Annotated in this window: 26 protein-coding genes, 5 tRNA genes and 1 other annotated feature; of the genes, 30 read left to right on the top strand and 1 reads right to left on the bottom strand. The window is 52.3% G+C overall.

What is annotated here, in order from left to right; all coding sequences use genetic code 11:
- Positions 1 to 15: 15 nt before the first annotated feature.
- The 26 genes from FX155_RS04940 (at position 16) to FX155_RS04815 (ending at position 18,224) form a co-directional block, all read left to right on the top strand.
- Positions 16 to 1,350, top strand: coding sequence for a sensor histidine kinase (locus tag FX155_RS04940; RefSeq protein ID WP_154487929.1), 1,335 nt, complete (start codon positions 16 to 18; stop codon positions 1,348 to 1,350).
- 21 nt (positions 1,351 to 1,371) lie between these two features.
- Positions 1,372 to 2,217 carry a deoxyribonuclease IV gene (locus FX155_RS04935; protein ID WP_154487928.1) on the top strand — a complete coding sequence of 282 codons (846 nt, stop codon included), beginning with the start codon at positions 1,372 to 1,374 and terminating at the stop codon, positions 2,215 to 2,217.
- Positions 2,214 to 2,720 (top strand): energy-coupled thiamine transporter ThiT, encoded by a 507-nt coding sequence (thiT, locus tag FX155_RS04930; protein WP_022488378.1) that lies wholly within the window; start codon positions 2,214 to 2,216, stop codon positions 2,718 to 2,720. Before FX155_RS04935 ends, thiT begins: the two co-directional genes overlap by 4 nt.
- Before the next feature lie 41 nt (positions 2,721 to 2,761).
- Positions 2,762 to 2,870 (top strand) — a sequence feature (ribosomal protein L20 leader region).
- Positions 2,871 to 2,882: 12 nt separating this feature from the next.
- The gene (gene infC / locus FX155_RS04925) at positions 2,883 to 3,416 is read left to right on the top strand and encodes a translation initiation factor IF-3 (protein ID WP_154487927.1); all 534 of its coding nucleotides are present in this window, start codon (positions 2,883 to 2,885) and stop codon (positions 3,414 to 3,416) included.
- An 18-nt stretch (positions 3,417 to 3,434) separates the two neighbouring features.
- Positions 3,435 to 3,632, top strand: coding sequence for a 50S ribosomal protein L35 (gene rpmI / locus FX155_RS04920; RefSeq protein ID WP_022488380.1), 198 nt, complete (start codon positions 3,435 to 3,437; stop codon positions 3,630 to 3,632).
- A gap of 46 nt (positions 3,633 to 3,678) precedes the next feature.
- A complete protein-coding gene (rplT, locus tag FX155_RS04915) occupies positions 3,679 to 4,032 on the top strand; it encodes a 50S ribosomal protein L20 (RefSeq protein ID WP_022488381.1) in 354 nt (117 codons plus the stop codon).
- Between the two features lie 241 nt (positions 4,033 to 4,273).
- Positions 4,274 to 5,065 (top strand): polysaccharide deacetylase family protein, encoded by a 792-nt coding sequence (locus FX155_RS04910; protein WP_229778434.1) that lies wholly within the window; start codon positions 4,274 to 4,276, stop codon positions 5,063 to 5,065.
- The gene (locus tag FX155_RS04905; protein WP_154487925.1) at positions 5,062 to 5,892 is read left to right on the top strand and encodes a polysaccharide deacetylase family protein; all 831 of its coding nucleotides are present in this window, start codon (positions 5,062 to 5,064) and stop codon (positions 5,890 to 5,892) included. Before FX155_RS04910 ends, FX155_RS04905 begins: the two co-directional genes overlap by 4 nt.
- 29 nt (positions 5,893 to 5,921) lie before the next feature.
- Entirely contained in the window at positions 5,922 to 6,761 is an 840-nt protein-coding gene (locus tag FX155_RS04900; protein ID WP_154487924.1) for a substrate-binding periplasmic protein, read from the top strand.
- 48 nt (positions 6,762 to 6,809) lie between these two features.
- Complete coding sequence (locus FX155_RS04895) at positions 6,810 to 7,466, top strand: amino acid ABC transporter permease (RefSeq protein ID WP_154487923.1); 657 nt, start codon at positions 6,810 to 6,812, stop codon at positions 7,464 to 7,466.
- 4 nt (positions 7,467 to 7,470) lie between these two features.
- Positions 7,471 to 8,196, top strand: a complete 726-nt coding sequence (locus tag FX155_RS04890) for an amino acid ABC transporter ATP-binding protein (protein WP_326831111.1) — start codon at positions 7,471 to 7,473, stop codon at positions 8,194 to 8,196.
- A gap of 7 nt (positions 8,197 to 8,203) precedes the next feature.
- On the top strand, positions 8,204 to 8,869 hold the full coding sequence (locus FX155_RS04885) for an aspartate/glutamate racemase family protein (RefSeq protein ID WP_022488387.1): 666 nt from the start codon (positions 8,204 to 8,206) through the stop codon (positions 8,867 to 8,869).
- A gap of 252 nt (positions 8,870 to 9,121) precedes the next feature.
- A complete protein-coding gene (locus FX155_RS04880) occupies positions 9,122 to 9,373 on the top strand; it encodes a type II toxin-antitoxin system HicA family toxin (RefSeq protein WP_154487922.1) in 252 nt (83 codons plus the stop codon).
- The gene (locus tag FX155_RS04875) at positions 9,360 to 9,707 is read left to right on the top strand and encodes a toxin-antitoxin system HicB family antitoxin (protein WP_154487921.1); all 348 of its coding nucleotides are present in this window, start codon (positions 9,360 to 9,362) and stop codon (positions 9,705 to 9,707) included. Before FX155_RS04880 ends, FX155_RS04875 begins: the two co-directional genes overlap by 14 nt.
- Before the next feature lie 1,141 nt (positions 9,708 to 10,848).
- The gene (gene rpsO / locus FX155_RS04870; RefSeq protein WP_012938052.1) at positions 10,849 to 11,115 is read left to right on the top strand and encodes a 30S ribosomal protein S15; all 267 of its coding nucleotides are present in this window, start codon (positions 10,849 to 10,851) and stop codon (positions 11,113 to 11,115) included.
- A gap of 303 nt (positions 11,116 to 11,418) precedes the next feature.
- Positions 11,419 to 11,495, top strand: a tRNA-Asp gene (locus tag FX155_RS04865).
- 4 nt (positions 11,496 to 11,499) lie between these two features.
- Positions 11,500 to 11,575, top strand: a tRNA-Phe gene (locus FX155_RS04860).
- A gap of 8 nt (positions 11,576 to 11,583) precedes the next feature.
- A tRNA-Gly gene (locus FX155_RS04855) sits at positions 11,584 to 11,658 on the top strand.
- A 9-nt stretch (positions 11,659 to 11,667) separates the two neighbouring features.
- A tRNA-Cys gene (locus FX155_RS04850) sits at positions 11,668 to 11,741 on the top strand.
- Between the two features lie 13 nt (positions 11,742 to 11,754).
- Positions 11,755 to 11,843, top strand: a tRNA-Leu gene (locus FX155_RS04845).
- A 187-nt stretch (positions 11,844 to 12,030) separates the two neighbouring features.
- Positions 12,031 to 13,299 carry a uracil permease gene (gene uraA / locus FX155_RS04840; RefSeq protein WP_154487920.1) on the top strand — a complete coding sequence of 423 codons (1,269 nt, stop codon included), beginning with the start codon at positions 12,031 to 12,033 and terminating at the stop codon, positions 13,297 to 13,299.
- Positions 13,300 to 13,377: 78 nt separating this feature from the next.
- Complete coding sequence (gene guaA / locus FX155_RS04835) at positions 13,378 to 14,922, top strand: glutamine-hydrolyzing GMP synthase (protein WP_154487919.1); 1,545 nt, start codon at positions 13,378 to 13,380, stop codon at positions 14,920 to 14,922.
- A gap of 447 nt (positions 14,923 to 15,369) precedes the next feature.
- Positions 15,370 to 16,404 carry a threonine aldolase family protein gene (locus tag FX155_RS04830; protein WP_154487918.1) on the top strand — a complete coding sequence of 345 codons (1,035 nt, stop codon included), beginning with the start codon at positions 15,370 to 15,372 and terminating at the stop codon, positions 16,402 to 16,404.
- Positions 16,405 to 16,759: 355 nt separating this feature from the next.
- Positions 16,760 to 17,083 carry an ArsR/SmtB family transcription factor gene (locus tag FX155_RS04825; RefSeq protein ID WP_022487074.1) on the top strand — a complete coding sequence of 108 codons (324 nt, stop codon included), beginning with the start codon at positions 16,760 to 16,762 and terminating at the stop codon, positions 17,081 to 17,083.
- Complete coding sequence (locus FX155_RS04820; RefSeq protein ID WP_154487917.1) at positions 17,080 to 17,664, top strand: chromate transporter; 585 nt, start codon at positions 17,080 to 17,082, stop codon at positions 17,662 to 17,664. Before FX155_RS04825 ends, FX155_RS04820 begins: the two co-directional genes overlap by 4 nt.
- Positions 17,661 to 18,224, top strand: coding sequence for a chromate transporter (locus tag FX155_RS04815; RefSeq protein ID WP_022487076.1), 564 nt, complete (start codon positions 17,661 to 17,663; stop codon positions 18,222 to 18,224). The genes FX155_RS04820 and FX155_RS04815 overlap by 4 nt, the downstream gene beginning before the upstream one ends.
- A 47-nt stretch (positions 18,225 to 18,271) precedes the next feature.
- On the opposite strand, the gene FX155_RS04810 is transcribed toward FX155_RS04815, so the two are convergent.
- Positions 18,272 to 18,469, bottom strand: a complete 198-nt coding sequence (locus FX155_RS04810; protein WP_195839611.1) for a hypothetical protein — start codon at positions 18,467 to 18,469, stop codon at positions 18,272 to 18,274.
- A gap of 173 nt (positions 18,470 to 18,642) precedes the next feature.
- On the opposite strand from FX155_RS04810, the gene FX155_RS04805 reads away from it, so the two are divergent.
- The 4 genes from FX155_RS04805 to FX155_RS04790 all read left to right on the top strand — a co-directional run bounded on the left by FX155_RS04805 (position 18,643) and on the right by FX155_RS04790 (position 25,482).
- Entirely contained in the window at positions 18,643 to 19,593 is a 951-nt protein-coding gene (locus tag FX155_RS04805; protein ID WP_154487916.1) for a DUF542 domain-containing protein, read from the top strand.
- A gap of 336 nt (positions 19,594 to 19,929) precedes the next feature.
- Positions 19,930 to 22,443: an excinuclease ABC subunit UvrA gene (locus FX155_RS04800; protein ID WP_154487915.1), complete on the top strand. Its 2,514-nt coding sequence runs from the start codon at positions 19,930 to 19,932 to the stop codon at positions 22,441 to 22,443.
- Positions 22,444 to 22,639: 196 nt separating this feature from the next.
- The gene (locus tag FX155_RS04795; RefSeq protein ID WP_154487914.1) at positions 22,640 to 23,032 is read left to right on the top strand and encodes a PAS domain S-box protein; all 393 of its coding nucleotides are present in this window, start codon (positions 22,640 to 22,642) and stop codon (positions 23,030 to 23,032) included.
- A gap of 5 nt (positions 23,033 to 23,037) precedes the next feature.
- Positions 23,038 to 25,482, top strand: a complete 2,445-nt coding sequence (locus FX155_RS04790; RefSeq protein WP_154487913.1) for an EAL domain-containing protein — start codon at positions 23,038 to 23,040, stop codon at positions 25,480 to 25,482.
- Positions 25,483 to 25,512: the final 30 nt, after the last annotated feature.

The following is a 25,512-nucleotide window of genomic DNA, read 5'->3' as shown; positions in this document are numbered from 1 at the left end:
CAAGGAGCGTGGATTATGGAAATCATCAATACCCTGACCAGTCAGATCGCCGTTTGGAAAAATTTCCTCCCCGGTGCCGCGGGAACTCTTCCCACCGCACCCATGCTGAAAACCGGGGCGGAAGTCCTGCTGGGCCTTCTGGTCCTGCTGCTGATCGCCTACCGGTTCCGCACCCACCAGGTGCGCCGGGAACGGAAGATCCGCTACCGGATCGGCCGGATGATCGCCCATCTCTGTGATACCTATGACAGTCTGGAAGATGTGGACTGGAAGAAGCAGAAGGCCTACCGGTACCATTTCGTGGACGGAGACCTGAAAATCGACCAGCGGGACATTGAGGGAATCGGGGACCTGATCGGACCCCTCCATCCCAGCGACGGCCTGAAATACAACGAAGACTATATCAAAGGGGCCATCGAAAAGGCCATGAAGACCTGCTCTCCGGTGGAATTCATTGCCCGGGAAAAAGGCGCCGACGGTACTTTCCATTGGAAGGCCTTCCTGTTCCAGGGAGTCAAGAATGACAAAATCCACAGCCGCAGCTGCCTGCTGCTGAAGCGGGATGTGGATGACAGCCGGTCTGCAGAAATGGAAAAACGGGCCCAGCTGAGCCTGGACATGAACGAAGCCCGGAAGGCCGCCCAGGCCAAAACGGAATTCCTCAACCGGTTCAGCCAGGATACCCGGGAAGCCCTCCGGGATATTATGGGGAATCTCAGCCTCACCCGGGAGGAAATGGATCCGGGACGGCGGAAGGATTATCTGGACGAAAGCCAGCAGGAAGCCCGGTATCTCATGACCATGATCGAAGACGTTAAGGAACTGTCCGACATCGAAAACGGCACCCTGGAAATCCGCAGCGAGGAATTCAATGTGGATGAGACATTGACCAAACTGAACCAGCTGTTCCAGAAAGAAGGGGAGAAACGGGGCATCACCTACGACTGCACCGTGGAACCTCTCTTGTATCCCAACCTGATCGGGGACGAAAAACGGCTGGAACAGGTACTGCTGAACCTGCTCACCCATGCTCTGCTGTTTACGGACCGGGGACAGAAAGTCCTTTGCGCCGTACGGCAGAAACTGGTGAAGAACAAAAAAGTTGCCATGGAATTCACCGTGCTCTGCGCCGGCATGAAGGTGCCCCAGGAAATGGTGGAGAAAGCCTTCCTGCCTTTTGAACTGACCCGGCAGGTGGGCAGCGCCAAAGTCCACGGAGGCCTGGGCCTGGTGGTGACCCAGCGTCTGGTGACCCTGATGGGGGGACAGATCCGGGCGGACAATGCGGAAGGCCGGGGCATGCGGTACATCATCGAACTGCCCTTTGATTTTGCAAGCCACGTGAAATAAACGAAAGGAAGTACATACAGGATGCTTCATATTGGATGTCATTTGTCCTCCAGCAAAGGATTCGCCGCCATGGGGAAGACGGCCCTTTCTATCGGAGCGGATACTTTTGCCTTTTTTACCCGGAATCCCCGGGGCAGCAAAGCCAAGGAAATCGATCCCAAAGATGTGGAAAAATTCCAGGCCCTCTGGGAGCTCAACCGGACCATCCCTCTGGTGGCCCACGCTCCCTATACCCTGAATCCGGCTTCTTCCAAGGAGGATGTGCGGACTTTTGCCCGGGAAACCATCGCCGATGATTTGAGAAAGCTGGAGGCGGTGCCCGGGAACTATTACAACATGCACCCGGGGAACCACCTGGGACAGGGGTCGGAAACAGGCATCGCTCTCATTGCCCAGTGCCTGAACGCCGTGCTGGATCCGGATCTTTCCACCACCCTGCTCCTGGAAACCATGGCCGGGAAGGGGACGGAAGTGGGCCGGACCTTCGGAGAACTCCGGGCCATCATCGACCGGCTGGACCATCCGGAAAAAGTGGGGGTGTGCCTGGATACCTGCCATGTGTGGGACGGAGGGTATGACATCGCTTCTGATCTGGACGGAGTACTGGAAGAATTCGACCGGACCCTTGGGCTGGACCGGCTGAAAGCCATCCATCTCAACGACAGCAAAAATCCCCTGGGAGCCCACAAGGACCGGCACGAGAAACTGGGCCTGGGATGCATCGGACTGGATACCCTGAAAAACGTGGTGAATCATCCGGCCCTCCGGGACCTGCCCTTTATCCTGGAGACCCCCAATGAACTGGCCGGCTACCAGGCGGAAATCGCCCTGATGCGCCAGGCAAGAGAAGAGAGGGACGGCCAATGAAGATCACCACTCACCAGGCCACTGTCTGCGGCCTGCTCCTGGCCCTGACCCTGGTGCTGAGCCTGCTGCCCCTTTACCGGATGCCCTACGGAGGCACCATTACCCTGGGGGGGATGCTGCCCATGATGCTCATAGCCTTTGTGTACGGGCCCCGGGTGGGAATCATGGCCGGGTTCGTGTACGGGCTGCTGAACCTGCTGCTGAACCCCTACATCCTCCATCCGGTCCAGGTGCTGCTGGATTATCCCCTGCCTTTCATGGCCCTGGGTCTGTGCGGATTCTTCCCTCAGCGGCCCTATCTGGGCATGGCCGTGGGGGTGGCCGTCCGGTATCTGTTCCATTTCCTTTCCGGGGTGGTGTTCTTTGCCAGCTATGCGCCGGCCACCATGTCCCCGGCAGTTTATTCCCTGGTGGCCAACGGTTCCTATCTGCTGCCGGATCTGGTGATCTGCATGGTGCTCTACCGGCTGCTGCCCATTGAGAAATTCCGGCAGATGATGTAAAAAAGCTTGCAAAATAATATCCCTGTGGTATAATAATCAAGTAACCAAAGTAGAGGCCACCTGCTTCTCACCTTGCGGCAACGCTCGACAGGGTCAGTGATACGGATTTGCAACGGGTGGACTTTGGTTCGCCCGTTTTTATTTTATTGTCTGTCTAACCTATTGGAGGTGAACGTCATAGCAAAAGATGAACTGCGGATCAATGAAGCCATCCGCGCAAGAGAAGTTCGTGTAAATTCTGCGGACGGGGAACAGTTTGGAATCATGTCTCTCCATGATGCCCTGCACCTGGCCGAAGAAAAGCATCTGGACCTGGTGGAAATCGCTCCCAAGGCCAAACCCCCGGTCTGCCGGATCATGGATTACGGCAAGTATCTCTATGAACAGCAGAAGAGAGAAAAAGAGGCCCGGAAGCGCCAGAGAATCATCGATGTGAAGGAAGTCAAACTCCGGATCCGCATCGAAGACCACGATTTCGAAGTAAAGACCAAGAATGCCATCCGCTTCTTACAGGGCGGTGACAAGGTAAAAGTTACCATCATGTTCCGGGGCCGGGAAATGACCCATCCGGAACTGGGTGAACAATTACTGAATAGAATGGCTGACCAACTGCAGGAGATTGCCACTGTGGAAAGAAAGCCGAAGCTGGAAGGACGCAACATGATCATGATCGTTGCTCCCAAAAGTGCCAAATAACAAGGAGGATGTCCAATCATGCCGAAAATGAAAACCCGCAGATCTGCTGCTAAACGCTTCAAAGCCACCGCTACCGGTGAATTCAAACGTGGTAAAGCTTTCCGGAGCCACATCCTGGAACACAAATCTCCTACCCGTAAGAGAAACCTGCGTAAAGCGGGTCTGGTCCACAAGACCGACCACGAACGTGTAGCCAAGATGCTGCCGTACGCATAATTTCACTGTTTGAGAGATTTCAGAGATTCCAAGGAGGAAATAAACAATGGCAAGAATTAAAGTCGGCGTAACTGCCCATAGACGTCATAAACATATCCTGAAGCTGGCCAAAGGCTACAGAGGTTCCAAGAGCAAGCTGTTCAAAAAAGCCAATGAAACCGTCATGAAGGGCCTGATGTATGCCCGTCGTGACAGAAGAGCCAAGAAACGCGAATTCCGTCAGCTGTGGATCGCCCGGATCAACGCTGCCACCCGGGCCAACGGCCTGAGCTACAGCCGTTTCATCTGCGGCCTGACCAAAGCCGGCGTTGTGCTGGACCGGAAAGTCCTGGCCGACATGGCTGTAAACGATGCCGCTGCTTTCGCCAAACTGGTGGAAACTGCCAAGGCTGCTCTGTAAGAGAGAAATCAGGAAGCTGTCTGCGTAACAAGCAGGCAGCTTCTTTTTTTTGTAATAAATGATACACGAAATTATATGTATTCATAATTCATGAAAAAATATGCACAACTTTTTCTTATCTGTGCTATAATAACCTTTATTCCAATCAGATTCCTATACTATGGCACGGAAGGTGAAATTATTGATTGCTTTGAAAAACGGAGATGGGATCCAGTGGCCGGGAGGCAAACGGATCGCCGTCATGCTGACTTTTGATTTTGACGCGGAACTTTTGCGTCATTCCGTCATTGGGAAGAAAACCATCGGATTCTCTGACTTTTCCCGGGGCCAGTACGGCCCTCACGAAGGCCTGGACCGGTGCCTGGCTCTGCTGGACCGGCAGCATCTGCCTGCCACGTTCTTCATTCCCGGGAAGATCATCGAAGAATATCCGGATGCGGTGAAGAAAATTGCCGACAGAGGGTTGGAAATCGGATACCATGGTTATGAGCATGACAGTCGATTGGGTATTCCTATGGAGGAAGAAAAGGAAAATCTGGCGAAAGCTGAAAATCTGATTGTTGAGGTTTCTGGAAAAAAGCCGACAGGGGCTCGGGGACCTTTGGATACCTTACAGGAATACAGTTTGGATTTGTATCAGAGACAGGGATATCTCTATGACTCCACATTAAAAGACTGCGATTGGCCATACCAGCTTCCCAATGGAATCATAGAACTTCCTACTGATGTGACGCTGGATGATTTTACCTATTATTATTTTTCTTATGCAGATTCAGCGACCATATTATGCAGTTCGCGTCCAGATGATGTATATGTCCAGTGGCAGGATGCATTTGATGAACTGGCGGCAGAAGGTGATAAGGTGATGGTCCTGAAACTCCATCCCCAGCTCAGCGGTCGAGTCAGCCGAATCCATATGCTGGAAAAATTAATTCTTTATATGCAGCAGAGAGGCGCCTGGATTGCAGACTGTGAAACGGTGGCAAATTATGTAAAGGACTTCTATGAATCCAGGGGAGGTGAACAGATATGAATTATCACTGGCCGGAACCTTACAAGATGGCGCTGTGTCTGTCCTTTGATATTGATGCAGAAACCATGTGGACTACACGGAATCCTGAAAATATCCATCATCCGGTGAATTTGTCCAGGGGAGTCTATTCTGTTCGCCAGGGAATCCCACGGATTTTAAGGATGTTGGAATCAGAACAGGTCAAGGCAACCTTTTTCACTCCAGCATTTATAGCAGAACTACATCCGGAAGTCATTCGTGAAATTGCTTTCCAAGGGCATGAAATATCCTATCATGGATACAAACATGAAGCTTATGATGATTATGAAAAAGAAAATGCCCTAATGGAGAAATGTGAAAAAATACTCACCGGCATCACGGGAAAGCGCCCCATGGGGAACCGCAGTCCGGAAGGGTATCTTTATGATTTTCATTTATGGTTATGGAAAGAACGGGGATATATCTATTCTTCCAACTGGAGAGATACTGACAGACCGTTCCTTCATCAGATTAATGGAGAGACAGTTCCTATTGTGGAACTTCCCAAGGATAGTATTCATGATGATACGGCTTATGACATGTATACTATTCAATCCCCCATGCATACCAATCTGCGAAGCGGGAGAGAATTCATTCAAATCTGGGAAGAAGAACTGGACGGAATCCTGGAAGAAAAAGGATTTATGAATTTTGTTATGCATCCGCAGTATATTGGCCGTCCGGGCTATTTGCGTAATCTGCGTGAATTTGTCCGGTATGCCAAAGATCATGGTGCGTGGATTGCCACGGATGAACAGGTGGCCCGCTATCTGTTGGTACAAAATGGCTTTCCAGAATATAAAAGATAAAGGGACAAGTTGTCCAGAGAGGGGATACAATGATGAAAAGTAAAATGATGAAAATGATTGCAATGGGGCTGATGGTGCTGTCTGCTTCTGTTCTTCTGGCCGGATGCGGGGGAGAGCAGAAAAAGGCAGCTGATACGGCCAAAGACAGTGCTCCCAATGGTGTGCTGAAAGTAGCCACCAACTGTACATTCCCGCCTTTTCAATCTATTGATGAAAAAACAGGAAAATTTGTAGGAATCGATATTGATCTTGCTGAATACATTGGTAAGAAAATGGGCAAGAAAGTGGAGTTTCAGGATATGAAATTTGCTTCCTTGGTTCCGACTCTGCAAAGCGGGCGTGCTGATATGGTTGTGGCAGGCCTTTCTCCTACTGATGAACGGAGCAAAGTGGTCAGCTTCTCCAAGGCCTATTATTATCCACCCAAAGCTATTATCGCCAAGAAAGGAACAAATTTTTCTTCGCTGGAAATGCTGAAAGGGAAAAAGGCCGGTACGACTATGGGTACTACCTATGCAAGAGATTTGAAGGCTGTCCCTGGGATTGATGTAGTGGAACTTGATTCTTCTCTGTTGGTAGTACAGGATGTATTGAATGGACGTCTGGATGCTGGACTGGTGGATGGTACTCATGCCATTATTTTCTGCAAAGAACATCCGGAACTGGAAATGCATATGCTGGCATTGTCCACTGATAAGGATGAAATCTTCTGCATTGCTTTGCCAAAGGATTCCAAAAATGTGGACAAAGTCAATGAAATCCTGGATGAAATGATGAAAAATGGTGAATTCCACAAGATTCTGGTAAAGAATCTGGGTGAAGAACAAACGAAAAACTATGAAAAAATGGTGAAGGATGCCGGCCTCTAAGAGCCGGCTTTCTTCTCTAAACCTGGACTAAGAAAGAGACGGTTCATCATGTTTAAATTTTATGTGCTGGAGCCCTATTTTCCCTTATTGACGTCGGCTGTTTGGATTACGCTGAAATTCACATTCTTTTCCACGTTCCTGGGATTCATTGGCGGTTTCATCTTGGCCTTATTCACGATTTCAAAAAACAGGATACTGTCGCCCTTCGCTAAATTCTATATTTCTGTATTTCGCGGTACGCCGTTGCTGGTCCAGCTCATGCTGATTTATTTTGCTACTCCTCAATTGACCGGCTACACGATTTCTGCTTTGGAGGCTGGTGTGCTGTCCTTTGGAATGAATTCCGCCGCTTATATTTCAGAAGCTCTTCGTGGGGGAATCCTTTCTGTTGACAAGGGCCAGTGGGAAGCTGCGTTTTCTTTAGGTGTACCCAAACATCGTTTTATTCTAGATGTCATTCTGCCACAGGCTATTAAAAACACCTTTCCTGCACTGGTTAATGAAAGCATTGCCTTACTGAAAGACTCCAGTCTTGTGTCTGTTATTGGTGTAGCGGATACCCTGCGTTGGGCTGATCTTGTGCAGGCAAAGACTTTTCGTGCCTTTGAAGCGTTTATCATTGCTGCGGTTGTTTATTACGTACTGGTAATGGGAATAACCTTCATTGGAGGATATGTAGAAAAGAAGGTGCGTATCAGTGACTGACAACATTATCCAAGTAGAACATGTGGCCAAACATTTTGGCAGTCTGGAAGTCCTGAAGGACATCAGCCTGGAGGTGGAGCGGGGACAGGTGGTGACCATCATCGGTCCTTCCGGCAGTGGGAAATCCACCCTGCTCCGGTGTCTGAACCTGCTGGAAAAACCTGATGGGGGAAAGATCATCTTCGAAGGTCAGGACATTCTGGCACCGGGGATAAAGATTGCGGACATCCGGAAAAAAGAAGTGATGGTGTTCCAGCATTTCAACCTGTTCAAAAACATGACCGTACTCCGGAACGTGACCTATGCCCCCATGGTGGTCAATGGGAAAAGCCGGGAAGAAGCAGAAAAAGATGGCCGGGAACTCTTGGCCAAAGTTGGGCTGGCTGACAAGGCAGGAGAATATCCCAGCCGGCTTTCCGGGGGCCAGCAGCAGCGGGTGGCCATTGCCCGGGCTATGGCCATGCATCCTGATGTGCTGCTTCTGGATGAACCCACGTCCGCCCTGGATCCGGAAATGGTAAAGGAAGTGCTGGATGTAATCCGGGAACTGGCCCAAAGCGGCATTACCATGGTGCTGGTGACCCACGAAATGGGCTTTGCCCGGGATGTATCCGACATGATCTATTTCATGGATGGGGGCTATCTGGTGGAAAGCGCCCCGCCGGCGGAATTCTTCGCTCATCCCAAATCGGAACGGGCCCAGAAATTCCTGTCCAAGATCCTGTCCTGAGGTGCCTATGAAAATCCGTATCATCAATCCGGATTATGGGGTGGGGGAAGAGGCCATGGCCCAGCGCTGCAGCATCCTCCAGCAGTTTGTGGGGCCCGATGTGGAACTGTCCATGGTCTGTCTCACCCAAACAAAAGTGGAAATCAACAGTGCGGCGGATGTGGTCCTGGCCGGTCCGGAAATCCTGGAACTGGCCAAACAGGCGGAACAGGATGGGTGTGACGCTGTGGTGCTGTACTGCTTTTCTGATCCGGCGGCTGAAGCCTGCCGGGAACGGCTCCGAATCCCAGTGGTGGGCGGAGCCCAGGCTTCGGTGCTCCAGGCGCCCCTGGTGGCCAGGCAGTCGGGAGTCATCCTCAGTGATCCCGCCCGGATCGGGGAAAAAGAACTGTTCCTGCCTACCTTGGGCATCGGTCCTGGACGGATCAAAGCCATCGGAGCCATCCATTTCCAGGGAAAATCCATCTGGGACAATCGGGAAGAAGCCTTTGCCCAGTTGGTGGAAGAGGGAAAAAGGCTGATCAGGGAACAAGGAGTTCAGTGTCTGATCCTGGGCTGCCTGTCCTTTTTGGGATTGGCCAGGCCCCTTAGTGAAAAACTGGGGGTCCCGGTGATCGACCCGGCCATTGCCGCCGTATGCACCGCAGAAAGCCTGGTGCGGCAGGGAATATAAGAAAAAGTCAAATGTGGCCTGAGGGCCTTGAGACGGCAGACGTCAGATTTGTTCGGTATGGAAAGCAGGGATCCTCTGCTGACTGCCAATAGGCTGACGTCTTTTTTAGCTTCACCATGAAAAGTTGAAATATTCTACAAATATAGTAAAATACATACTATGTAATATCAGGGAAGACGTTGAACAGTACACAACAGGAAACAAGATATTGACACCATATATGGTACCAATTATACTAAAGGCAGGAACGATATGTCTAAATGGGAAAAATTGCTGAAAAAAATATTCACTTTATCAAAAGACATGAGGTTTGATGAACTAAGAAAAATATTGGAGAGTTATGGGTACGTAATGAGTGCGCCCAGAGGCGGAAGCAGCCATTATACTTTCAGGAAACCTGGAAAAAACCCCATTACTGTCCCCAAACATGAACCCATCAAAAAAGTATATGTCGAGATGGTCCGCCAGGTGGTGGAGGAGGAAGCTGGAAATGAAAACGATTGAATATTATATGGCACTTCCTTATCGGCTGGAAATCGTTCCGGATCCGGATGAGGGGGGATATGTGGCCCGTTATCCGGATTTGCCGGGATGCATAACGGTCGGTGATTCCATGGAAGAGGCTGCCAAAAATGCTAAAGATGCGAAGAAGGAGTGGCTGGCCGCAGCCTTGGAAAGCGGAGTGGAGATTGCTGAACCGGTATCTGCCAATGGATATTCCGGACAGTTTAAGCTGCGGATCCCCAAAAGCCTGCACCGCCGTCTGGCCGAACACGCCAAAGAAGAAGGAGTCAGCATGAATCAGTACTGCGTGTATCTGCTGTCGCAAGGGTCCTGATGGCCCTTCCTTTTCCCTTAGTGTAAAATAGTTCTCGGTGAAATGAATAATCCCTTATAAACTTGCAAAAAGGAAGACCTTCATCCTATAGTATTAGTTACCACACCACTACAGATTACAGATAGGAGAGAAGGTCTTCCATGGATTTCATTGTATCAGAAATTCACCAACTTAATAAAGGGGTTTTCTAACGGGCAGCAGAGTTGGCCGCAGCACTGAACTGGTAATAAGGACGGTCCCAAAGTCTGCCCTGTGAGGGGCGTTCAGCGGCGTTGGCGGTCGCTTATGCCGTAGCTGGGGACCGTGCGGAGCACGGTGGTGGGGTCATCGGCGATAGCCGATATTTTGCAGGACCGGCCGAAAACAAGGGAGTGTCTGGCAGAAGTAGAAATATGATGACCGCAGTATCCGTTGCTGTCTCTCAGGTAGATAGTTTCCATACCACCGTCAAGGTATTCGGTCCTTTCAGAACCTCATGCCCCCACCACCGGGCAAGCCCGGTCCCCCGCCCCTGCAGGGCGGACTTGGCCTCCGGCTATGCTGGTACTCTTTGCGGGTATACGTCGATACCCCGGGAGCCGGGAGAGCAGGCCCAGGAGGAGTCGGCGGGACAACATCGGGTTTTGTCGCTCCTGGGGTGGAGCACGCGGGCGATGGGGTCCGGCTTCCTGGTCCGTAGCCGCAGCCTTTGACCGTCAGGGCAAGGCGATAGGCTGTGAGCCTCCCGCCAGGGACGAACGGGTCTGCCCTCCCGGCGAAGAGCCCTCGCGGGTGTATGGGTATAGAAGTTTTTGCCCTCTGGGCGGCCGGGACGGGTTTGCCTTCGGCAACCCCCTACATCGTTGGGGTCAGAGATTCGTACATCTGGCGAGTCGCCGGTTGTGCGGCCTCTACGGGCCCATGCTCTTCACTCTTCACTCTGCACTTTCGGACATGGATGAATAACTATACTGTGATGAAGATTTTACCGAGAACTTCTTGACACACACGGCCCTTCCTTTTCCCTTGCACCAAACTGTAAAGTATGTTATAATGCCAACGTGCTGAAAGAGCACAATTCTTTGAACCTTGGCGCTGCTGCGCGACACTCCGACGCCAGCTGCAGCCACGGGCTTTTCTATGACTAAGGAGGAAAAGAACAATGTTAACGCCTGCAAGAAAGAAAGAACTCATCGAAACCTACCGCATCAACGAACAGGACACCGGGTCTCCTGAAGTACAGATCGCCATCCTGACCGAACGGATCAGCTATCTGACCGAACACCTGAAAGCCAACAAGAAGGACCATCATTCCCGTCGCGGCCTGCTGAAAATGGTTGGTCAGCGCCGTGGCCTGCTGAACTACCTGATGAAGAAAAACATCGAACGGTACAGAAGCATTGTAGAAAGACTGGGCCTGCGGAAATAATTCCAAAAGCGATGAAAAGACTGCTCCAGAAATGGGGCAGTCTTTTTTTGCATGCAATTGGTATCCCTAGTCTCAGCAAACAGCCTGATACCGTCGCTGTTTGTCCATGGGAGGATGCGTTCTCTATGGTTTTATCTGAATCGAAGGAATCCGCTGCCCGGGTTCCTTCCGACCGCCGTTGACTGATGACCGGCGACGGCAATGCGAAGTTTATTTCCCATTGCCTTAAATTATCCTTGACATTTTCCTTACTATACAGTATACTAATCAAGTCGGCAGCACCTGAGGGTGTTTCCTGACAACGGCCCAGTAGTTCAGTTGGTTAGAATGCCGCCCTGTCACGGCGGAGATCGTCGGTTCGAGTCCGTCCTGGGTCGCCAATTTGCCTCGGTAGCTCAGTTGGTAGAGCAAAGGACTGAAAATCCTTGTGTCCGCAGTTCGATTCTGCGCTGAGGCACCATTCTTTATGCGGAAGTAGCTCAGTGGTAGAGCATCACCTTGCCAAGGTGGGGGTCGCGAGTTCGAATCTCGTTTTCCGCTCCATTTTCATATGGCGACGTAGCCAAGCGGTAAGGCAGAGGTCTGCAAAACCTTTATCCCCAGTTCGATTCTGGGCGTCGCCTCCAATTTAACTTTTTCGCCGAGGTGGCGGAACTGGCAGACGCAAGGGACTTAAAATCCCTCGGAGAGTGATCTCCGTACCGGTTCGATTCCGGTCCCCGGCACCATTGAAATTTGAAGGACTGTTGCATAAGCAACAGTCCTTTTTTCAGCTTCCGGAGATTCCGGGAAAACCGTATGAACCCTGGAGGGCCGCAGGCCGGGCGGCCCCCGGAATGTACCAACATTCCTTCCTTCTTCCCTGCCGGATATGGTAAAATAAAAGAAATGAAAAGAAAAAAGGAGTCATGATCCATGGAAGAACGACGAATCATCCACGTGGAAGAAAAGCTTCCGGTCCTGGAAACCATCCCTCTGAGCCTGCAGCATCTGTTTGCCATGTTCGGTTCCACCGTACTGGTGCCTTTTCTCCTGCACGTGGACCCTGCCACCGCCCTGTTTATGAACGGGGTGGGCACCCTGCTGTATCTGACTATCTGCAAATGGAAGCTCCCGGCCTATCTGGGCTCCAGCTTCGCCTTCATTTCCCCTGTGCTGGCGGTGTGCGCTACCCCGGGGATGACCTATGGAGACGCCCAGGGAGGCTTCATTGCCTTCGGCCTCTGCTTCATCCTGATCGGCCTTATGGTAAAGAAAATCGGCACGGATTGGATCGATGTGCTGTTTCCGCCCGCGGCCATGGGGTCCATTGTGGCCATCATCGGTCTGGAACTGGCGCCCCTGGCTCTCAACATGAGCGGCTTCGTGGATCCGGTCCAGGGGATGACCAACGGTCAGGCCATGACCATTTCCATGTTCACCCTGATTGTGACCATCCTGGCCACCGTCCTGGGCCGGGGATTCATCGCCATCATCCCCATCCTTATCGGGGTGGTGTCCGGCTACGTCCTCAGCTGGTTCATGGGTGTGGTGAACTTCTCTGCGGTGGAAACCGCCGCCTGGTTCTCTTTCCCCACCTTCTACCAGCCCCGGTTCAATGTGTCCGCCATCATGATGATCCTGCCCGCCCTGTTTGTGGTGCTGGCGGAACATCTGGGGCATCTGTTCGTCACCAGCGACATTGTAGGACGTGACCTGATCAAGGATCCCGGGCTCCACCGGTCCCTTATGGCGGATGGTCTTTCCAACGTGCTCTCCGGGCTCCTGGGGTCCACTCCCAATACTACCTACGGGGAAAACATGGGGGTCATGGCCATTACCGGGGTGTACAGCACCTGGGTCATCGGCGGCGCAGCCATTTTCGCCATCCTGTTTTCCTTCATCGGGAAGATCGCTGCGGTGATCCACGGAATCCCCACCCCGGTGATGGGGGGCGTCTGCATCTTATTGTTCGGTTTTATTGCAGCGTCCGGCCTCCGGATGATGGTGGAACGGAAAGTGGACTTTACCCAGCCCAAGAACCTGATCCTCACAGCCGTGACCATGATCAGCGGTCTTTCCGGGGCAGCGGTCCACATCGGGCCCGTCCAGCTGAAAGGCATGGGCCTGGCAACGGTGGTAGCCATCCTGACCAGCCTGGCCTTTCTGATTTTCGAAAAATTGGGCCTGTCCAACGAAAAATAATCGGATTTGGAATTGAAAGAAACGGCGATTTATAGTATACTGTTTTAAATATTACAAACTACCAAAGGGAGGCAGAGTATGGATAATTTACAGCATGAGGTTGTCCTGGTTGTTGACTTCGGCGCACAGTACAGCCAGCTGATTGCCAGACGAGTTCGTGAATGCGGTGTGTACTGCGAAATCATTCCTTACAATTATACCCTGGACAAGATCAAAGCCAAGAATCCCAAGGCCATCATCCTGTCCGGCGGTCCCAACAGTGTCTATGCGGAAAATACCCCCAGCGTGGATGAGGGCATCTTCGAAATGGGCATCCCTGTCCTGGGTATCTGCTACGGGGATCAGTTTATGACCAAGGCTCTGGGCGGCAAAGTGGCCCATGCCGGCAGCGGGGAATACGGCAAGACCGCTGTATCCCTGGACAACGAAACCCGTCTCTTCTCCGGTCTGGAAAAGAACAATGTATGCTGGATGAGCCATCAGGACTATGCGGAAAAAGCACCAGAAGGCTTTACGGTCATTGCTCAGACGGAAGAATGTCCCATCGCTGCCATGCAGAATGAGGAAAAGAAACTGTACGGCGTCCAGTTCCATCCGGAAGTGATGCACACTCCCTTTGGCAAGCAGATGTTCTCCAATTTCCTGTTCAATATCTGCAATCTGTCCGGGGATTGGACCATGTCTTCCTTTGCACAGAACAAGATCCGGGAAATCCGGGAAAAGGTAGGGGACAAGAACGTACTCTGCGCCATGAGCGGCGGGGTGGATTCCTCCGTGGCCGCCGTCCTGGTCCACAAGGCTGTGGGCAAACAGCTCACCTGCGTGTTCGTGGATCACGGTCTCCTGCGGAAGGATGAAGGAGACCAGGTGGAACAGGTCTTTAAACGGGATTTTGATATGAACCTGATCCGGGTCAACGCCCAGGACCGTTTCCTCAGCAAACTGAAAGGTGTCAGCGACCCTGAAAAGAAACGGAAGATCATCGGGGAAGAATTCATCCGGGTCTTCGAAGAAGAATCCAAAAAGATCGGTCACGTGGACTTCCTGGTCCAGGGGACCATTTATCCTGACGTGGTGGAATCCGGAGGTACCGGCACCTCTGCCACCATCAAGAGCCACCACAATGTAGGCGGCCTGCCCAAAGACATGAAACTGGGCCTCATCGAACCCCTCCGGGAACTGTTCAAGGATGAAGTCCGTGCCGTAGGCGAAGAACTGGGCATTCCCTCTGAACTGGTATGGCGCCAGCCCTTCCCGGGTCCTGGCCTGGCCATCCGTGTCCTGGGCGAAGTCACCGAAGAAAAGCTCCACATCGTCCGGGAAGCCGATGCTATTTTCCGGGAAGAAATCGCCAAAGCCGGTCTGGACCGGTCCATCTGGCAGTATTTCGCCTGTCTCCCCAACATTCGCAGTGTCGGTGTCATGGGTGACTTCCGGACCTACAGCAACACCATCGCTCTTCGTGCCGTCAACAGCACCGATGGCATGACCTCTGACTGGTCCCACATTCCCTACCACGTGCTGGACATCGTTTCCAGAAGAATCGTAAACGAAGTCCCCGGGGTAAACCGTGTGGTCTACGATATTACCAGCAAGCCGCCGGCGACCATCGAATGGGAGTAAGCGGCTAACGCATAACATCGGGGCACAATAAGGGCCCATCTGCTTTGTCAGCGGGAGATTTGGATTGCGGCATGTACGCCTATGTACTATGCCACAATCCAAATCTCTCGCTTTCGCGCATCTGGACCCTTCTTGTGTCCCGGCCGAGATTCGCGGGATATGCACCCATCTGCTTTGTCGTATTCGCGCATCTGACCTACTCTGGTCTCAGGGAAAAAATCGAGGGAGAAAAAAGACGTCAGACACGGCCGGAGGCCTACAGATTTCGGATGTCAGCTTGTTGGCTATGGACAGGCTGGAAACTTGCATCTGCATCGGACAAAGCTGACGTCTGCCTTCTGAGAGGCCCGTGAGGGCCGGTTCTGACGTCTTTTAAGGGATTTAGGACAAAGGGCTGGATTTATGATAGAATCAAGGGGTAAATCATCTTTTCAGGGAGGACTTATCATGATCCGATTCAACAATGACTACAACCACGGGGCCCATCTCAACATCCTGGAAGCCCTGGTCCGTACCAACGATACCCAGTTCAGCGGTTATGGTACCGATGAATGGTGTGACAAGGCAGAAAAAATGATCCTGGACTTGTGCCAGTGTCCCCAGGGCAAAGTGTATTTCTTCCCAGGAGCCACCCAGGTGAACCTGGTGACCATCGCGGCCTTTCTGAGCTCATGTGACAGTGTGGTCTGCGCTTCCACCGGTCACATCAATGGCCATGAATGTGCTTCTATCGAAAATACCGGCCACAAGATCCTGGCTTTGCCCCAGAAAGACGGGAAAATCACCGCCGCCCAGATTGAACAGGAAGTCCGGTCCTATTATGATGCCGGTGAACCGGAATGGCTCACTCGGCCTTCAATGGTCTATATTTCTTTCACCACTGAATACGGCACCCTGTATTCCAAAGCGGAACTTACCGCCATTTCAGAAGTCTGCCGGAAATATGGGATGGCTCTCTTTGTAGACGGAGCCCGGCTGGCCTATGGATTGGCTGCTCCGGACAATGACCTGACCCTGCCGGATTTGGCCCAGCTTACGGACGCTTTTTACTTGGGCGGCACCAAATGCGGCGCCTTCTTTGGGGAAGCGCTGGTCCTTACTCATCCGGAAGCTGTCCGCCGGTTCAAGGCCCATATGAAACAGAGCGGAGCCGTCCTGGCCAAAGGCTGGCTTCTGGGCCTTCAGTTCTATACTCTGCTCCGGGATGGCCTGTATTTCAAACTGGCTGCCCGGGCGGATGCCTTTGCCCTTCGGATCAGGGAAGCCTTCCGGCAGAAGGGGATTCCTGAATACGTGGTCAGTCCCACCAACCAGCAGTTTGTGGTCCTCACTCCGGAACAGGCGGAAAAATTGGCCCAAAAATATGTCTTTGAAAAAGAAGGGAACCTGGAAGACGGCCGGTTGGTAGTCCGCTTCTGCACCTCCTGGAGTACGGAGGAGGGGGAGGTGGAGGCGCTTGTCGCCGACATCGCCGACGCATAACCCAGGCGCACGAGATGAGCCCATCTGCTTTGTCAGGGGAGATTTTGGAGCCGGGCATATACTTCCATGTATTATGCCCAACTCCAAAATCTCCCCTTTCGCGCATCTGGACCCATCTCGTGCGCCTGGCCGGAATCCATGGGACATGCACCCATCTACTTTGTCAGCAACGGATTTTGACTGTGGCATGTACGTCTTTGTACTATGCCCCAGCCAAAATCCGCTGCTTTCGCGTATCTGGGCACATCTCCTGTACCTTACGGCCTTTCAGAGGGATTAAAAACTAATTCAGTATTTACTAAATTAAAATAATCTGTTATATTTAAGTAAATACTAAATCAAAGAAGGCGGAATTATGGAACTTGACCGTATATTGAAGGCACTGGGAGAACCCATGCGGCTGAAGATCTATCAGGCACTTTTGGAAAGGAAGCACTGCGTCCGGTCTCTTTCCAAAAAGTTCGGGATCTCGGAATCGGCCATTTCACAGCATTTGAAGATCATGAGGGAAGCAGGTTTGGTCTATGGAGAAAAGTACGGCTATCATATGCACTATCTGCCGGACCAAGAAGCCATTGACTTCCTGGCGGAGCAGGTGGAACAGATGCGGAGGGATTCTCTGCAGGTGGACCGTGAGCAAAAAGCCTGCCAATGTGAATATCGGGGGAAAAAAGCATGAACCAGAATCAGCTCAGGGATTTGTTTTTGACTTTTGCCCAAATCGGACTGTTTACCTTTGGGGGCGGGTATGCCATGATTTCCATGATCGAGCACAGCTGTGTGGAAGAAAAGAACTGGATCACCCATGAGGAACTGATGGATATTACCGTAATTGCAGAATCTACGCCCGGTCCCATCGCCATCAACTGTGCCACCTTTATCGGATATAAGCAGGCCGGATTGGCGGGAGCTTTTGCAGCTACTTTTGGCATCGTCGTCCCTCCTTTTCTGGTCATTTTGGCCGCTTCGCTGTTCCTGTATGATTTCTTTACGTGGAAACTGCTGGCTGCCGCATTCCAGGGAATCAAAATCGCTGTGGGGCTTTTGATTTTGGAGGCAGCCATGATGATGCTGAGAAAAGGCGCCAGGACGTGGCTGTCACGGGGCATCCTCCTGGGTTCCTGTTTGGCCATGCTCTGCAGCGATATCTTTAGTCTACCGATTTCTTCCATCCGGCTGATGCTCCTGGCAGCAGGAATCAGTCTGGCAGTTTCCAGGCTGCAGGCGCCATCCCATCAAGAAGGTGGTGGCGGAAAATGATCTATCTGGATTTATTTGCAGGATTTTTGAAAGTCGGATGTTTTGCCTTCGGAGGTGCATATGGTGCGATCCCTCTGATCCGGGACGTCGTCCTGTCCTACGGCTGGCTGAATGACGACATGCTGACCTATATGATTGCCGTCAGTGAAAGTACCCCGGGACCGATTATGGTCAATCTGGCGACTTATGTAGGAAGCAGCCAGGGAGGCTTTCTGGGAGCCATCACCGCGACAGCCGCCGTTGTCCTGCCTTCGTTCCTGATCATCATTCTGGTTACGGCAATACTCCATCACCTGCTGGACAACCGATATATCCAGAGTCTTTTGCGAGGGATGAAACCCTGCGTGACGGGTATCGTGCTGGCGACTGGCCTCTATATGACCTTCCAGCATTGCCTCGGCCAAGGGAAGCAGCCCCAACAGGCGTTCCAGGCACTTTTTGTGATTCTTGGCCTGATTTTGGGAAAAAGGGGTTACCAGCGGGCTATGAAAAAGAAGCTTTCACCCGTTGGGCTGATCTTGGCTTCCGCTGTTCTGGGCGTAATAGTCTATGGAGGGTAGAAAGGAAGCAAGACGCTGTCGGAACCGGACAGATCCCTTCCAGCTATTCATCTGATCGACGGATCCATTTTCTTTCCCTTCCACTTTCCTCGCCGATATTCCCAGCCAGAAAGCAGGAAATTGGCCAGCCAGCCCAGGGAGACGACGTACCAGACGAAGGGGAGGCCGAAGCGGGGGGCCAGGGCCATGGCTAGGCTGACCCGGAGTCCTAAGTTGACCAAGTTGGCGATGGTGAACATCTGCATATCGCCGGCCCCTCGGAGGACCCCATCCACAGACATCTTCATGCTGATGAAGCAGAAGAAAAAGCACATGAATAAGTTACTCTATGCAGTTGTCATGGCAACGGAATTATTTCTACTAATCTACTATACTTAGACCATCAAACAAACACCAAACAAATTGGGAGGAATGTTCCATGATTACTGTGAAGAATACTTTGGCTGACGTTGTACGGGATTATCCCCAGACCATTCCCTTTTTCAATGAACTCCACCTGGATTACTGCTGCGGCGGGGGGATCCCTCTGGAAGAAGCTGTGAAGAATACGGATCTGGATGCGGAAAAGGTGGTGGCAGACCTGAATGAATTCATTGCCGCCCACAGCGCTAAAACCGGCAGCCAGCAGGAATCCCTGGAACGGTTCAAGAACCTTTCCATCCCTGACATGCTCCAGGACCTGGAAGCCACTCACCATGTGGATGAACGGAAATACATGGCAGAAATCGAAACGGATCTGAACAAGATCCTTCTTGTCCATTTCGTCCACCACGGGGAACTGCTTACCCGGCTCCATCATCTCTACGGCACCCTGAAAACCGAACTGGAAGAACATTTTGCCCGGGAAGAACGGCTGGTGTTCCCGCTGATGCGGTCCTATCCCCAGCCCAACCTGGAAGTCCTTACCCTGATCCAGAACCTGGAAAAGGACCATTCTGCCGCCGGGGACATCATCAAGGAAATCGAATCTCTCACCGATCATTTCACTGCTCCTGCTGATGCCTGTGCCACCTTCAAACGGACTTACCAGTTGCTGGAAGAATTCATCAATGACGTGTTTGTCCACATCTTCAAGGAAAACTCCATTGTCTTCCCGGAATATGCGGAAAAAGCGCCCAGCCAGGAAGAACTGGACCGTCAGGTGGAAGTGACCCTGGAACAGGAAGCCGGCAGCAACAGCAACACCTGCGGGTACTGTGAAAGCGAAAATGGGGAAGAAAAGAGCCCGGTGCTCTTTGAATGCGGCAACTGCGGTGCCCTGTACTGCAATGACTGCGGAGAAACCGGCTGCCCCAGCTGCGGTGCTTCCTTCAGCCACGCCCATCCTTTGGAATACTCGGGGAGCAGTTGGAATCCGAACCAGGACTAGGCAATAAAAGGGCTAACGCATAACCCCGGGGCACAATGAGGGCCCATCTGCTTTGTCAGCGGGAGATTTGGATCGCGGCATGTACGCCTATGTACTATGCCACAATCCACATCTCCCGCTTTCGTGCATCTGGGCCCTTCTTGTGCCCCGGCCAAAATTCGTAGGATATGCACCCATCTGCTTTCGCGTATCTGGGTACATCTCCTGCGCCTGGAGAGAGCTGCAGGAACGGGCGGCTCTGGCGGCATTGTGCCAGAGGCCCTGTCTCAACGTTTTTTTTTAATAATCTGTATTATGATAGATGCAAAGGCTTTCAAGCAAAGGAGATAATGCTGCATGAGCACAAAACATATCCCTTCCATCCCTGACCATATAGAGGTCCGGGGGGCCAGGGTCCATAATCTGAAAAATATCGACGTGGACATCCCTCTCCACAAAATCGTGGGAATTGCCGGGGTGTCCGGGTCCGGGAAATCCTCCCTGGCCCTGGGGGTCCTGTATGCGGAAGGATCCCGGCGGTATTTGGAATCCCTTTCCACCTACACCCGGCGCCGGATGACCCAGGCGGAACGGGCGGACGTAGAGGAGATACGGTATGTACCAGCTGCCCTCGCCCTCCATCAGCGCCCGGGTGTCCCCGGCATCCGCAGTACTTTTGGGACCCTTTCTGAACTGTTGAACAGCCTGCGTCTCATGTTTTCCCGGCTGGGGAGCCACCGCTGTCCCAATGGCCATTACTGCCCGCCCTCTTTCGCTGTGGCGGCCATGCAGGAAATCACCTGTCCGGTATGCGGTGAGAAATTCTATGGTCCCGGAGCGGAGGAACTGGCCTTTAACAGTACAGGCGCCTGTCCTGCCTGCGGCGGAACAGGGATTGTCCAAAATGTAAACGAGGCGGCCCTGGTACCGGATGATTCCAAAACCATCGATGAAGGCGCAGTGGTGGTTTGGGGAACCCTTATGTGGTCACTGATGAAAGACATTGTTCGGACCATGGGGGTCCGGACAAATGTCCCTTTTCGTGATCTGACCCCGGAGGAGAAAGAAATCGTCTATCACGGCGAACTGAAGAAACATCATATCCATTATGTCAATCCCAATACTCTGGAGCCGGCAGAGATGGATTTCACCTACTACAGTGCAGTCAATTCTGTGAAAAATTCCCTGGCCAAGGTCAAAGACGAAAAGGGGATGAAACGGCTGGAAAAATATCTGGAAGAAGATATCTGTCCGGACTGCCATGGCACCAGACTGTCAGAAGCCGCCCGTGCGCCGCGGCTCAGAGGAATCGGGCTGGATCAGGCAGCTGCCATGACCCTTTCGGAACTGATTCCCTGGGTCCAGGGGGTTCCGGCATCTTTGCCCGAAAAAATGCGCCCCATGGCTGAAAGCATCTGTGAGTCCTTCCTGGATGTTTCCAAGCGGCTGATGGACCTGGGTCTGGGATACCTTTCCCTTGACAGGGCGGGGTCCACGCTGTCCACAGGAGAACGGCAGCGGGTGCAGCTGGCCAGGGCAGTACGGAACCGTACCACAGGTGTACTCTATGTCCTTGATGAACCGTCTATCGGTCTCCATCCTTTTAACCTCAAGGGCCTTACAGGGGTCATGGACGACCTGCTGGCAGACGGAAACTCCATCGTAATTGTTGACCATGACACCCAGGTCCTGAAACACGCTGACTGGCTGATCGAGATGGGAAAAGGTGCGGGAGCAGAGGGCGGTACGGTGATTTCCCAGGGAAAGGTCGCCGATGTGGCAAAAAATCCGGAATCGGTCATAGGTCCTTTTCTTTCCGATCAATATACATCAAGAATCCGTCCAGTGACAGAAAAGGATTCTTTGTTCGCCAAAGGGACCATCCATCTGGAAACAGGAAAAATCCACACAGTACATCCTTTGCAGGTGAAGATCCCTATGGGACGGCTCACTGTTGTAACCGGTGTCTCAGGCTCCGGCAAAACCACTCTGATCCTGGAGAGCCTGATACCGGCGCTCCAGGCAAAAATCAACGGACAGAAACTGCCAGGACATATTGAAAGTATTGAGGCAGAAGGAATCACGCAGGTCAAGCTGATCGATGCGGCACCGATCGGGATCAACGTGCGTTCTACGGTGGCAACTTATGCCAATGTCCACGACGGGCTGAGAAAACTATATGCCAGGACAGCAGAGGCGAAGGAACAGTCCTGCAAAGCCGGTGATTTCTCCTATAATACAGGAAAACTCCGCTGCCCCACCTGTGATGGCACAGGGGAAATCTCGCTGGACGTCCAATTCCTGCCGGATGTAAAGATTCCCTGTCCGGACTGCAGAGGATCCCGCTACAGCCAGCAAGCTTTTCACATCCGCCGCAAAGCCCGGGACGGAAACCTCTACAGCCTGCCAGAACTCATGAATATGAGCGTGGATCAGGTGCTGCAGGCACTGGGGGGATTGAAGCTCCTCCAGCAGAGGCTTCAGGTCCTCCACGACCTGGGTCTGGGGTATCTGACACTGGGAGAAGAAACACCGGGACTTTCCGGTGGGGAAGCCCAGCGGCTGAAGCTTGCCAGTGAAATGGGAAAAGGACAGAGTGATTCCGTGTTCATTTTCGATGAACCGACCATCGGCCTTCATCCCCAGGATGTAAGGACGCTTTTACATGTTTTCCAGACCCTGATCGACCATGGGGCCACGGTAGTGGTCATCGAACATGACCTTGATGTGATCAGGAATGCTGATTACATTATCGACATGGGGCCGGGCGGCGGCTGCCAGGGCGGCAGGATCGTGGCTGCCGGGACTCCGGAAGAGGTGGAGCGGTGTAAGGAGAGCCGAACCGGATTCTTTTTGCGGTCTGACGCCTGAATTCTGAAAAGGGGTGTGAAAAAATTCGCACGCCCAACCGCGGGGTGCGAGTCTCGGTGCTGATTTCTTTTCTCTGTTCGATTGTGGACTTTTATGTAAAATTCCCTTATAATATGGATAAAAGTCATCTGTTTTGTCAAATTACGGAAACAGTATGAACAATCAGGAGACAGCGGGTGATTCCATGGATATTCAAATGACAGAATTGCTTCAGAAGATGGTGGATGAAGCTCCTTTTGGCATGTATGTGCTGGATACGGAACGGAAAATCCTTTTCTGGAGTGGGGGTGCCGAGCGCATTACCGGATACAGCCGGGAGGAAATGGTGGGCCGTCACTGTTATGAAGGAGAACTGGACCACATCGACCAGGAGGGGACTCATCTGTGCCATGATTTCTGCCCCATGCTGGCCACCATCTATGATGGGCAGTCACGGCAGCAGCCCGTGTTCCTGAAAGACCGGACCGGCCGGCGGATTCCGGTGATGGTTCATACAGAGCCCCTGTTCAAAGGAGACGAAACCCTGGGCGCCATTGAATACTTCTGGGTTCTCCCGGAAGGCGAATATCCTGTGCCGGAAGAACGGTGATATCCATGACAACAGAACAGACTCTGGATCTTCTCCTCCAGCAGATGCCGGACCATCTGCCGGGAGGAGTTCTGATTTACCGGGACAACAAGCGGGAAGAAATCCTCTATGCCAATCCCTGGCTTCTGTCCATGTTTGGCTGTTCTTCTTTTGATGACTTCCTGGAACTGACAGGGGGGTCTTTTGTTACCCTGGTCCATCCGGAAGACAGGGAACAGGTGGAACGGGACATCCGGCAGCAGATTGCCGGCAGCCGGAGCAAGCTGGATTTCGTCAATTACCGGGTGATCCGGAAGGATGGATCCGTCCGTCGGGTGGAGGAGTTTGGCCATCGGGTGTTCATTCCCGGAGTGGGGGCGGTTTTTTACGTCTTTTTCCTGGACAACGATACCAAATACAAAATCTACGATACGGACTCTCTTACCGGGCTTCCCGGAAAGACCCGGTTCATAAGGCATGCCTCCATGGTACTGGCTTTGGCCGCCCATGATCCCAAGGCCCCGAAAATGGCCCTGGTCTACGTGAATATCCACAACTTCAACCAGTACAACCTGCGCAACGGCAGCGAAAAGGGCAATCAGTTCCTGGTCAGGATGACCGAAGTGCTCCGGGAGAACTTTCCCAACAAGTTGATTTCCCGGTTCATGGACGACCATTTCGTGGTGCTTACCACCCTGCCTTCCCTGGAAAAACAGATTTCTGTGATTTCCAGCCAGATCCACGGTTTGTACGATTCCAGCTGGCTGGATGTGAAATTCGGCATCTATCCTGTGGAAGACGATACCATCCCGGTGGAAAGCGCCTGCGGCATGGCCCAGATGGCCTGTGACAGCATCAAGGACATCCCGGACCGCCATGTATGCTTCTATACCAAAACCATGGGAGAAGCCCGGGATCTGCGGAATTATGTAATCGACCATTTCCGGGAAGCTTTGGAAAAACATTGGATCCAGGTGTATTTCCAGCCGGTGGTCCGGACCATTTCCGGGACCCTTGCCAGTGTGGAAGCCCTGTCCCGGTGGATGGATCCGGAAAAAGGGATGATATCTCCCGGGATTTTCATCCCCATCCTGGAAGAAAGCCGGCAGATCCGGAAACTGGACCTGTACGTACTGGAAGAAATCTGCCGTTTGTACCGGTTTCAGCAGGAACAGGGAAAAGTCGTGATCCCGGCTTCCTTCAATCTTTCCCGGATGGATTTCTTCCAGGGATCCATTTTCGAAGATGTGGAAGAGATCCGGAAACGGTATCAGGTGCCCCGGAACATGCTCTACGTGGAAATCACTGAGAGCGTCTTCGTCCATGAAGGAGACGTGCTCCATCAGGAAATCCAGCGGTTCCGGCAGGCTGGATACGAAGTGTGGATGGATGATTTCGGCAGCGGCTATTCTTCTTTGAATACCCTGAAAAACTACAGCTTCGATGAAATCAAGATCGACATGGCCTTTTTGTCCCAGTTTACGGAAAAATCCCAGAACATCATCAAGGCCATTATCCGGATGGCGAAAAAAATCGGCATCCACACCCTGATGGAAGGGGTGGAGACCCGGGAACAGGCGGAATTTGCCCGGTCCATTGGCTGCGAACTGATCCAGGGATATTATTACGGACGGCCCATGTCCTTTGAAGAACTGAAGCAGATGTACCGGGAGAAACGCTGGCAGGTGGAAACTCCTGAACTGCGTCAGTACTACGGGAAACTGGGGTCCATCGACTTTCTTACAGACAGGCCCATGGCGGTGGCGGAGGTGGCCGGGAATCGGTTCCGGTATCTTTTTGCCAATGAAGAATACCGGAATACCATCCAGGCTGCGGGCATGGAAAGCCTCCGGCAAACGGAAGTGTTCGTCAATGCCCTGGCAGGCCCCATCAGCAAAAACATCCACAGTTTCCTGCACGATGTGATCCATACCAGCAGCGAAAAGACGCTGACCTATACGGTGAACGGCCGGTATATGCGGCTGGAGGCCAGTTATCTGGCTTCTCATGACAAGCATCACCTGCTACTTCTGTACCTGACCAATTTCACCATCCAGGAAGATCAGAATGCCAGCGACAGCCTGGACTGGGTCAACCGGAACCTGCTGTACCTGTACCAGAATGTATCCCTGGTGGATATGGAAAACGATACGGCCGTTCCTCTGGTCATGAATTCTCCCTACCGGAAATATTTTTACCAGAAACGGACAGGTATCCAGGATATAGTCCAGCAGTATACACGGACCATGATCCATCCGGAAGATCAGGAGCGGTTCCTGACTTTCAATGAATTGGATTCCATGATGGGACGAATCCGGAAAAGCCCGGAAGGGATGATTTCCGGCGGTTTCCGGACCCTTGGCAACGATGGGGAGTACCACTGGGACATCCATTCCATTTTTCCGGCCATCCGGAAGGGGAAGGTGTATCTGTTGTATACGGCGAGACATTTTCCCAAGGCCAACGCATAACCCGTTATCTTGCCGTCCAACTGAGAGAAA

It is taken from the genome of Acidaminococcus fermentans, from assembly GCF_009696675.1.
In the GTDB taxonomy this organism is placed as follows: Bacteria; Bacillota; Negativicutes; order Acidaminococcales; family Acidaminococcaceae; genus Acidaminococcus.
Note: the sequence above shows the minus strand (reverse complement) of the source record. Positions and strands in the feature narration are given on the sequence as shown.

What these genes read in the sequence shown, in the direction of transcription:
- FX155_RS04875 (WP_154487921.1), top strand. Translation starts at nt 9,360, where the DNA reads ATGAAAACGATTGAATATTATATGGCACTTCCTTATCGGCTGGAAATC.
- FX155_RS04825 (WP_022487074.1), top strand. Translation starts at nt 16,760, where the DNA reads ATGGAACTTGACCGTATATTGAAGGCACTGGGAGAACCCATGCGGCTG.
- rpmI (WP_022488380.1), top strand. Translation starts at nt 3,435, where the DNA reads ATGCCGAAAATGAAAACCCGCAGATCTGCTGCTAAACGCTTCAAAGCC.
- FX155_RS04940 (WP_154487929.1), top strand. Translation starts at nt 16, where the DNA reads ATGGAAATCATCAATACCCTGACCAGTCAGATCGCCGTTTGGAAAAAT.
- guaA (WP_154487919.1), top strand. Translation starts at nt 13,378, where the DNA reads ATGGATAATTTACAGCATGAGGTTGTCCTGGTTGTTGACTTCGGCGCA.
- FX155_RS04905 (WP_154487925.1), top strand. Translation starts at nt 5,062, where the DNA reads ATGAATTATCACTGGCCGGAACCTTACAAGATGGCGCTGTGTCTGTCC.
- FX155_RS04935 (WP_154487928.1), top strand. Translation starts at nt 1,372, where the DNA reads ATGCTTCATATTGGATGTCATTTGTCCTCCAGCAAAGGATTCGCCGCC.
- FX155_RS04805 (WP_154487916.1), top strand. Translation starts at nt 18,643, where the DNA reads ATGATTACTGTGAAGAATACTTTGGCTGACGTTGTACGGGATTATCCC.
- FX155_RS04795 (WP_154487914.1), top strand. Translation starts at nt 22,640, where the DNA reads ATGACAGAATTGCTTCAGAAGATGGTGGATGAAGCTCCTTTTGGCATG.
- uraA (WP_154487920.1), top strand. Translation starts at nt 12,031, where the DNA reads ATGGAAGAACGACGAATCATCCACGTGGAAGAAAAGCTTCCGGTCCTG.
- FX155_RS04880 (WP_154487922.1), top strand. Translation starts at nt 9,122, where the DNA reads ATGTCTAAATGGGAAAAATTGCTGAAAAAAATATTCACTTTATCAAAA.
- thiT (WP_022488378.1), top strand. Translation starts at nt 2,214, where the DNA reads ATGAAGATCACCACTCACCAGGCCACTGTCTGCGGCCTGCTCCTGGCC.
- FX155_RS04810 (WP_195839611.1), bottom strand. Translation starts at nt 18,469, where the DNA reads ATGCAGATGTTCACCATCGCCAACTTGGTCAACTTAGGACTCCGGGTC.
- rplT (WP_022488381.1), top strand. Translation starts at nt 3,679, where the DNA reads ATGGCAAGAATTAAAGTCGGCGTAACTGCCCATAGACGTCATAAACAT.
- FX155_RS04910 (WP_229778434.1), top strand. Translation starts at nt 4,274, where the DNA reads ATGCTGACTTTTGATTTTGACGCGGAACTTTTGCGTCATTCCGTCATT.
- FX155_RS04885 (WP_022488387.1), top strand. Translation starts at nt 8,204, where the DNA reads ATGAAAATCCGTATCATCAATCCGGATTATGGGGTGGGGGAAGAGGCC.
- FX155_RS04790 (WP_154487913.1), top strand. Translation starts at nt 23,038, where the DNA reads ATGACAACAGAACAGACTCTGGATCTTCTCCTCCAGCAGATGCCGGAC.
- FX155_RS04830 (WP_154487918.1), top strand. Translation starts at nt 15,370, where the DNA reads ATGATCCGATTCAACAATGACTACAACCACGGGGCCCATCTCAACATC.
- FX155_RS04900 (WP_154487924.1), top strand. Translation starts at nt 5,922, where the DNA reads ATGATGAAAAGTAAAATGATGAAAATGATTGCAATGGGGCTGATGGTG.
- rpsO (WP_012938052.1), top strand. Translation starts at nt 10,849, where the DNA reads ATGTTAACGCCTGCAAGAAAGAAAGAACTCATCGAAACCTACCGCATC.
- FX155_RS04815 (WP_022487076.1), top strand. Translation starts at nt 17,661, where the DNA reads ATGATCTATCTGGATTTATTTGCAGGATTTTTGAAAGTCGGATGTTTT.
- FX155_RS04820 (WP_154487917.1), top strand. Translation starts at nt 17,080, where the DNA reads ATGAACCAGAATCAGCTCAGGGATTTGTTTTTGACTTTTGCCCAAATC.
- FX155_RS04895 (WP_154487923.1), top strand. Translation starts at nt 6,810, where the DNA reads ATGTTTAAATTTTATGTGCTGGAGCCCTATTTTCCCTTATTGACGTCG.
- FX155_RS04800 (WP_154487915.1), top strand. Translation starts at nt 19,930, where the DNA reads ATGAGCACAAAACATATCCCTTCCATCCCTGACCATATAGAGGTCCGG.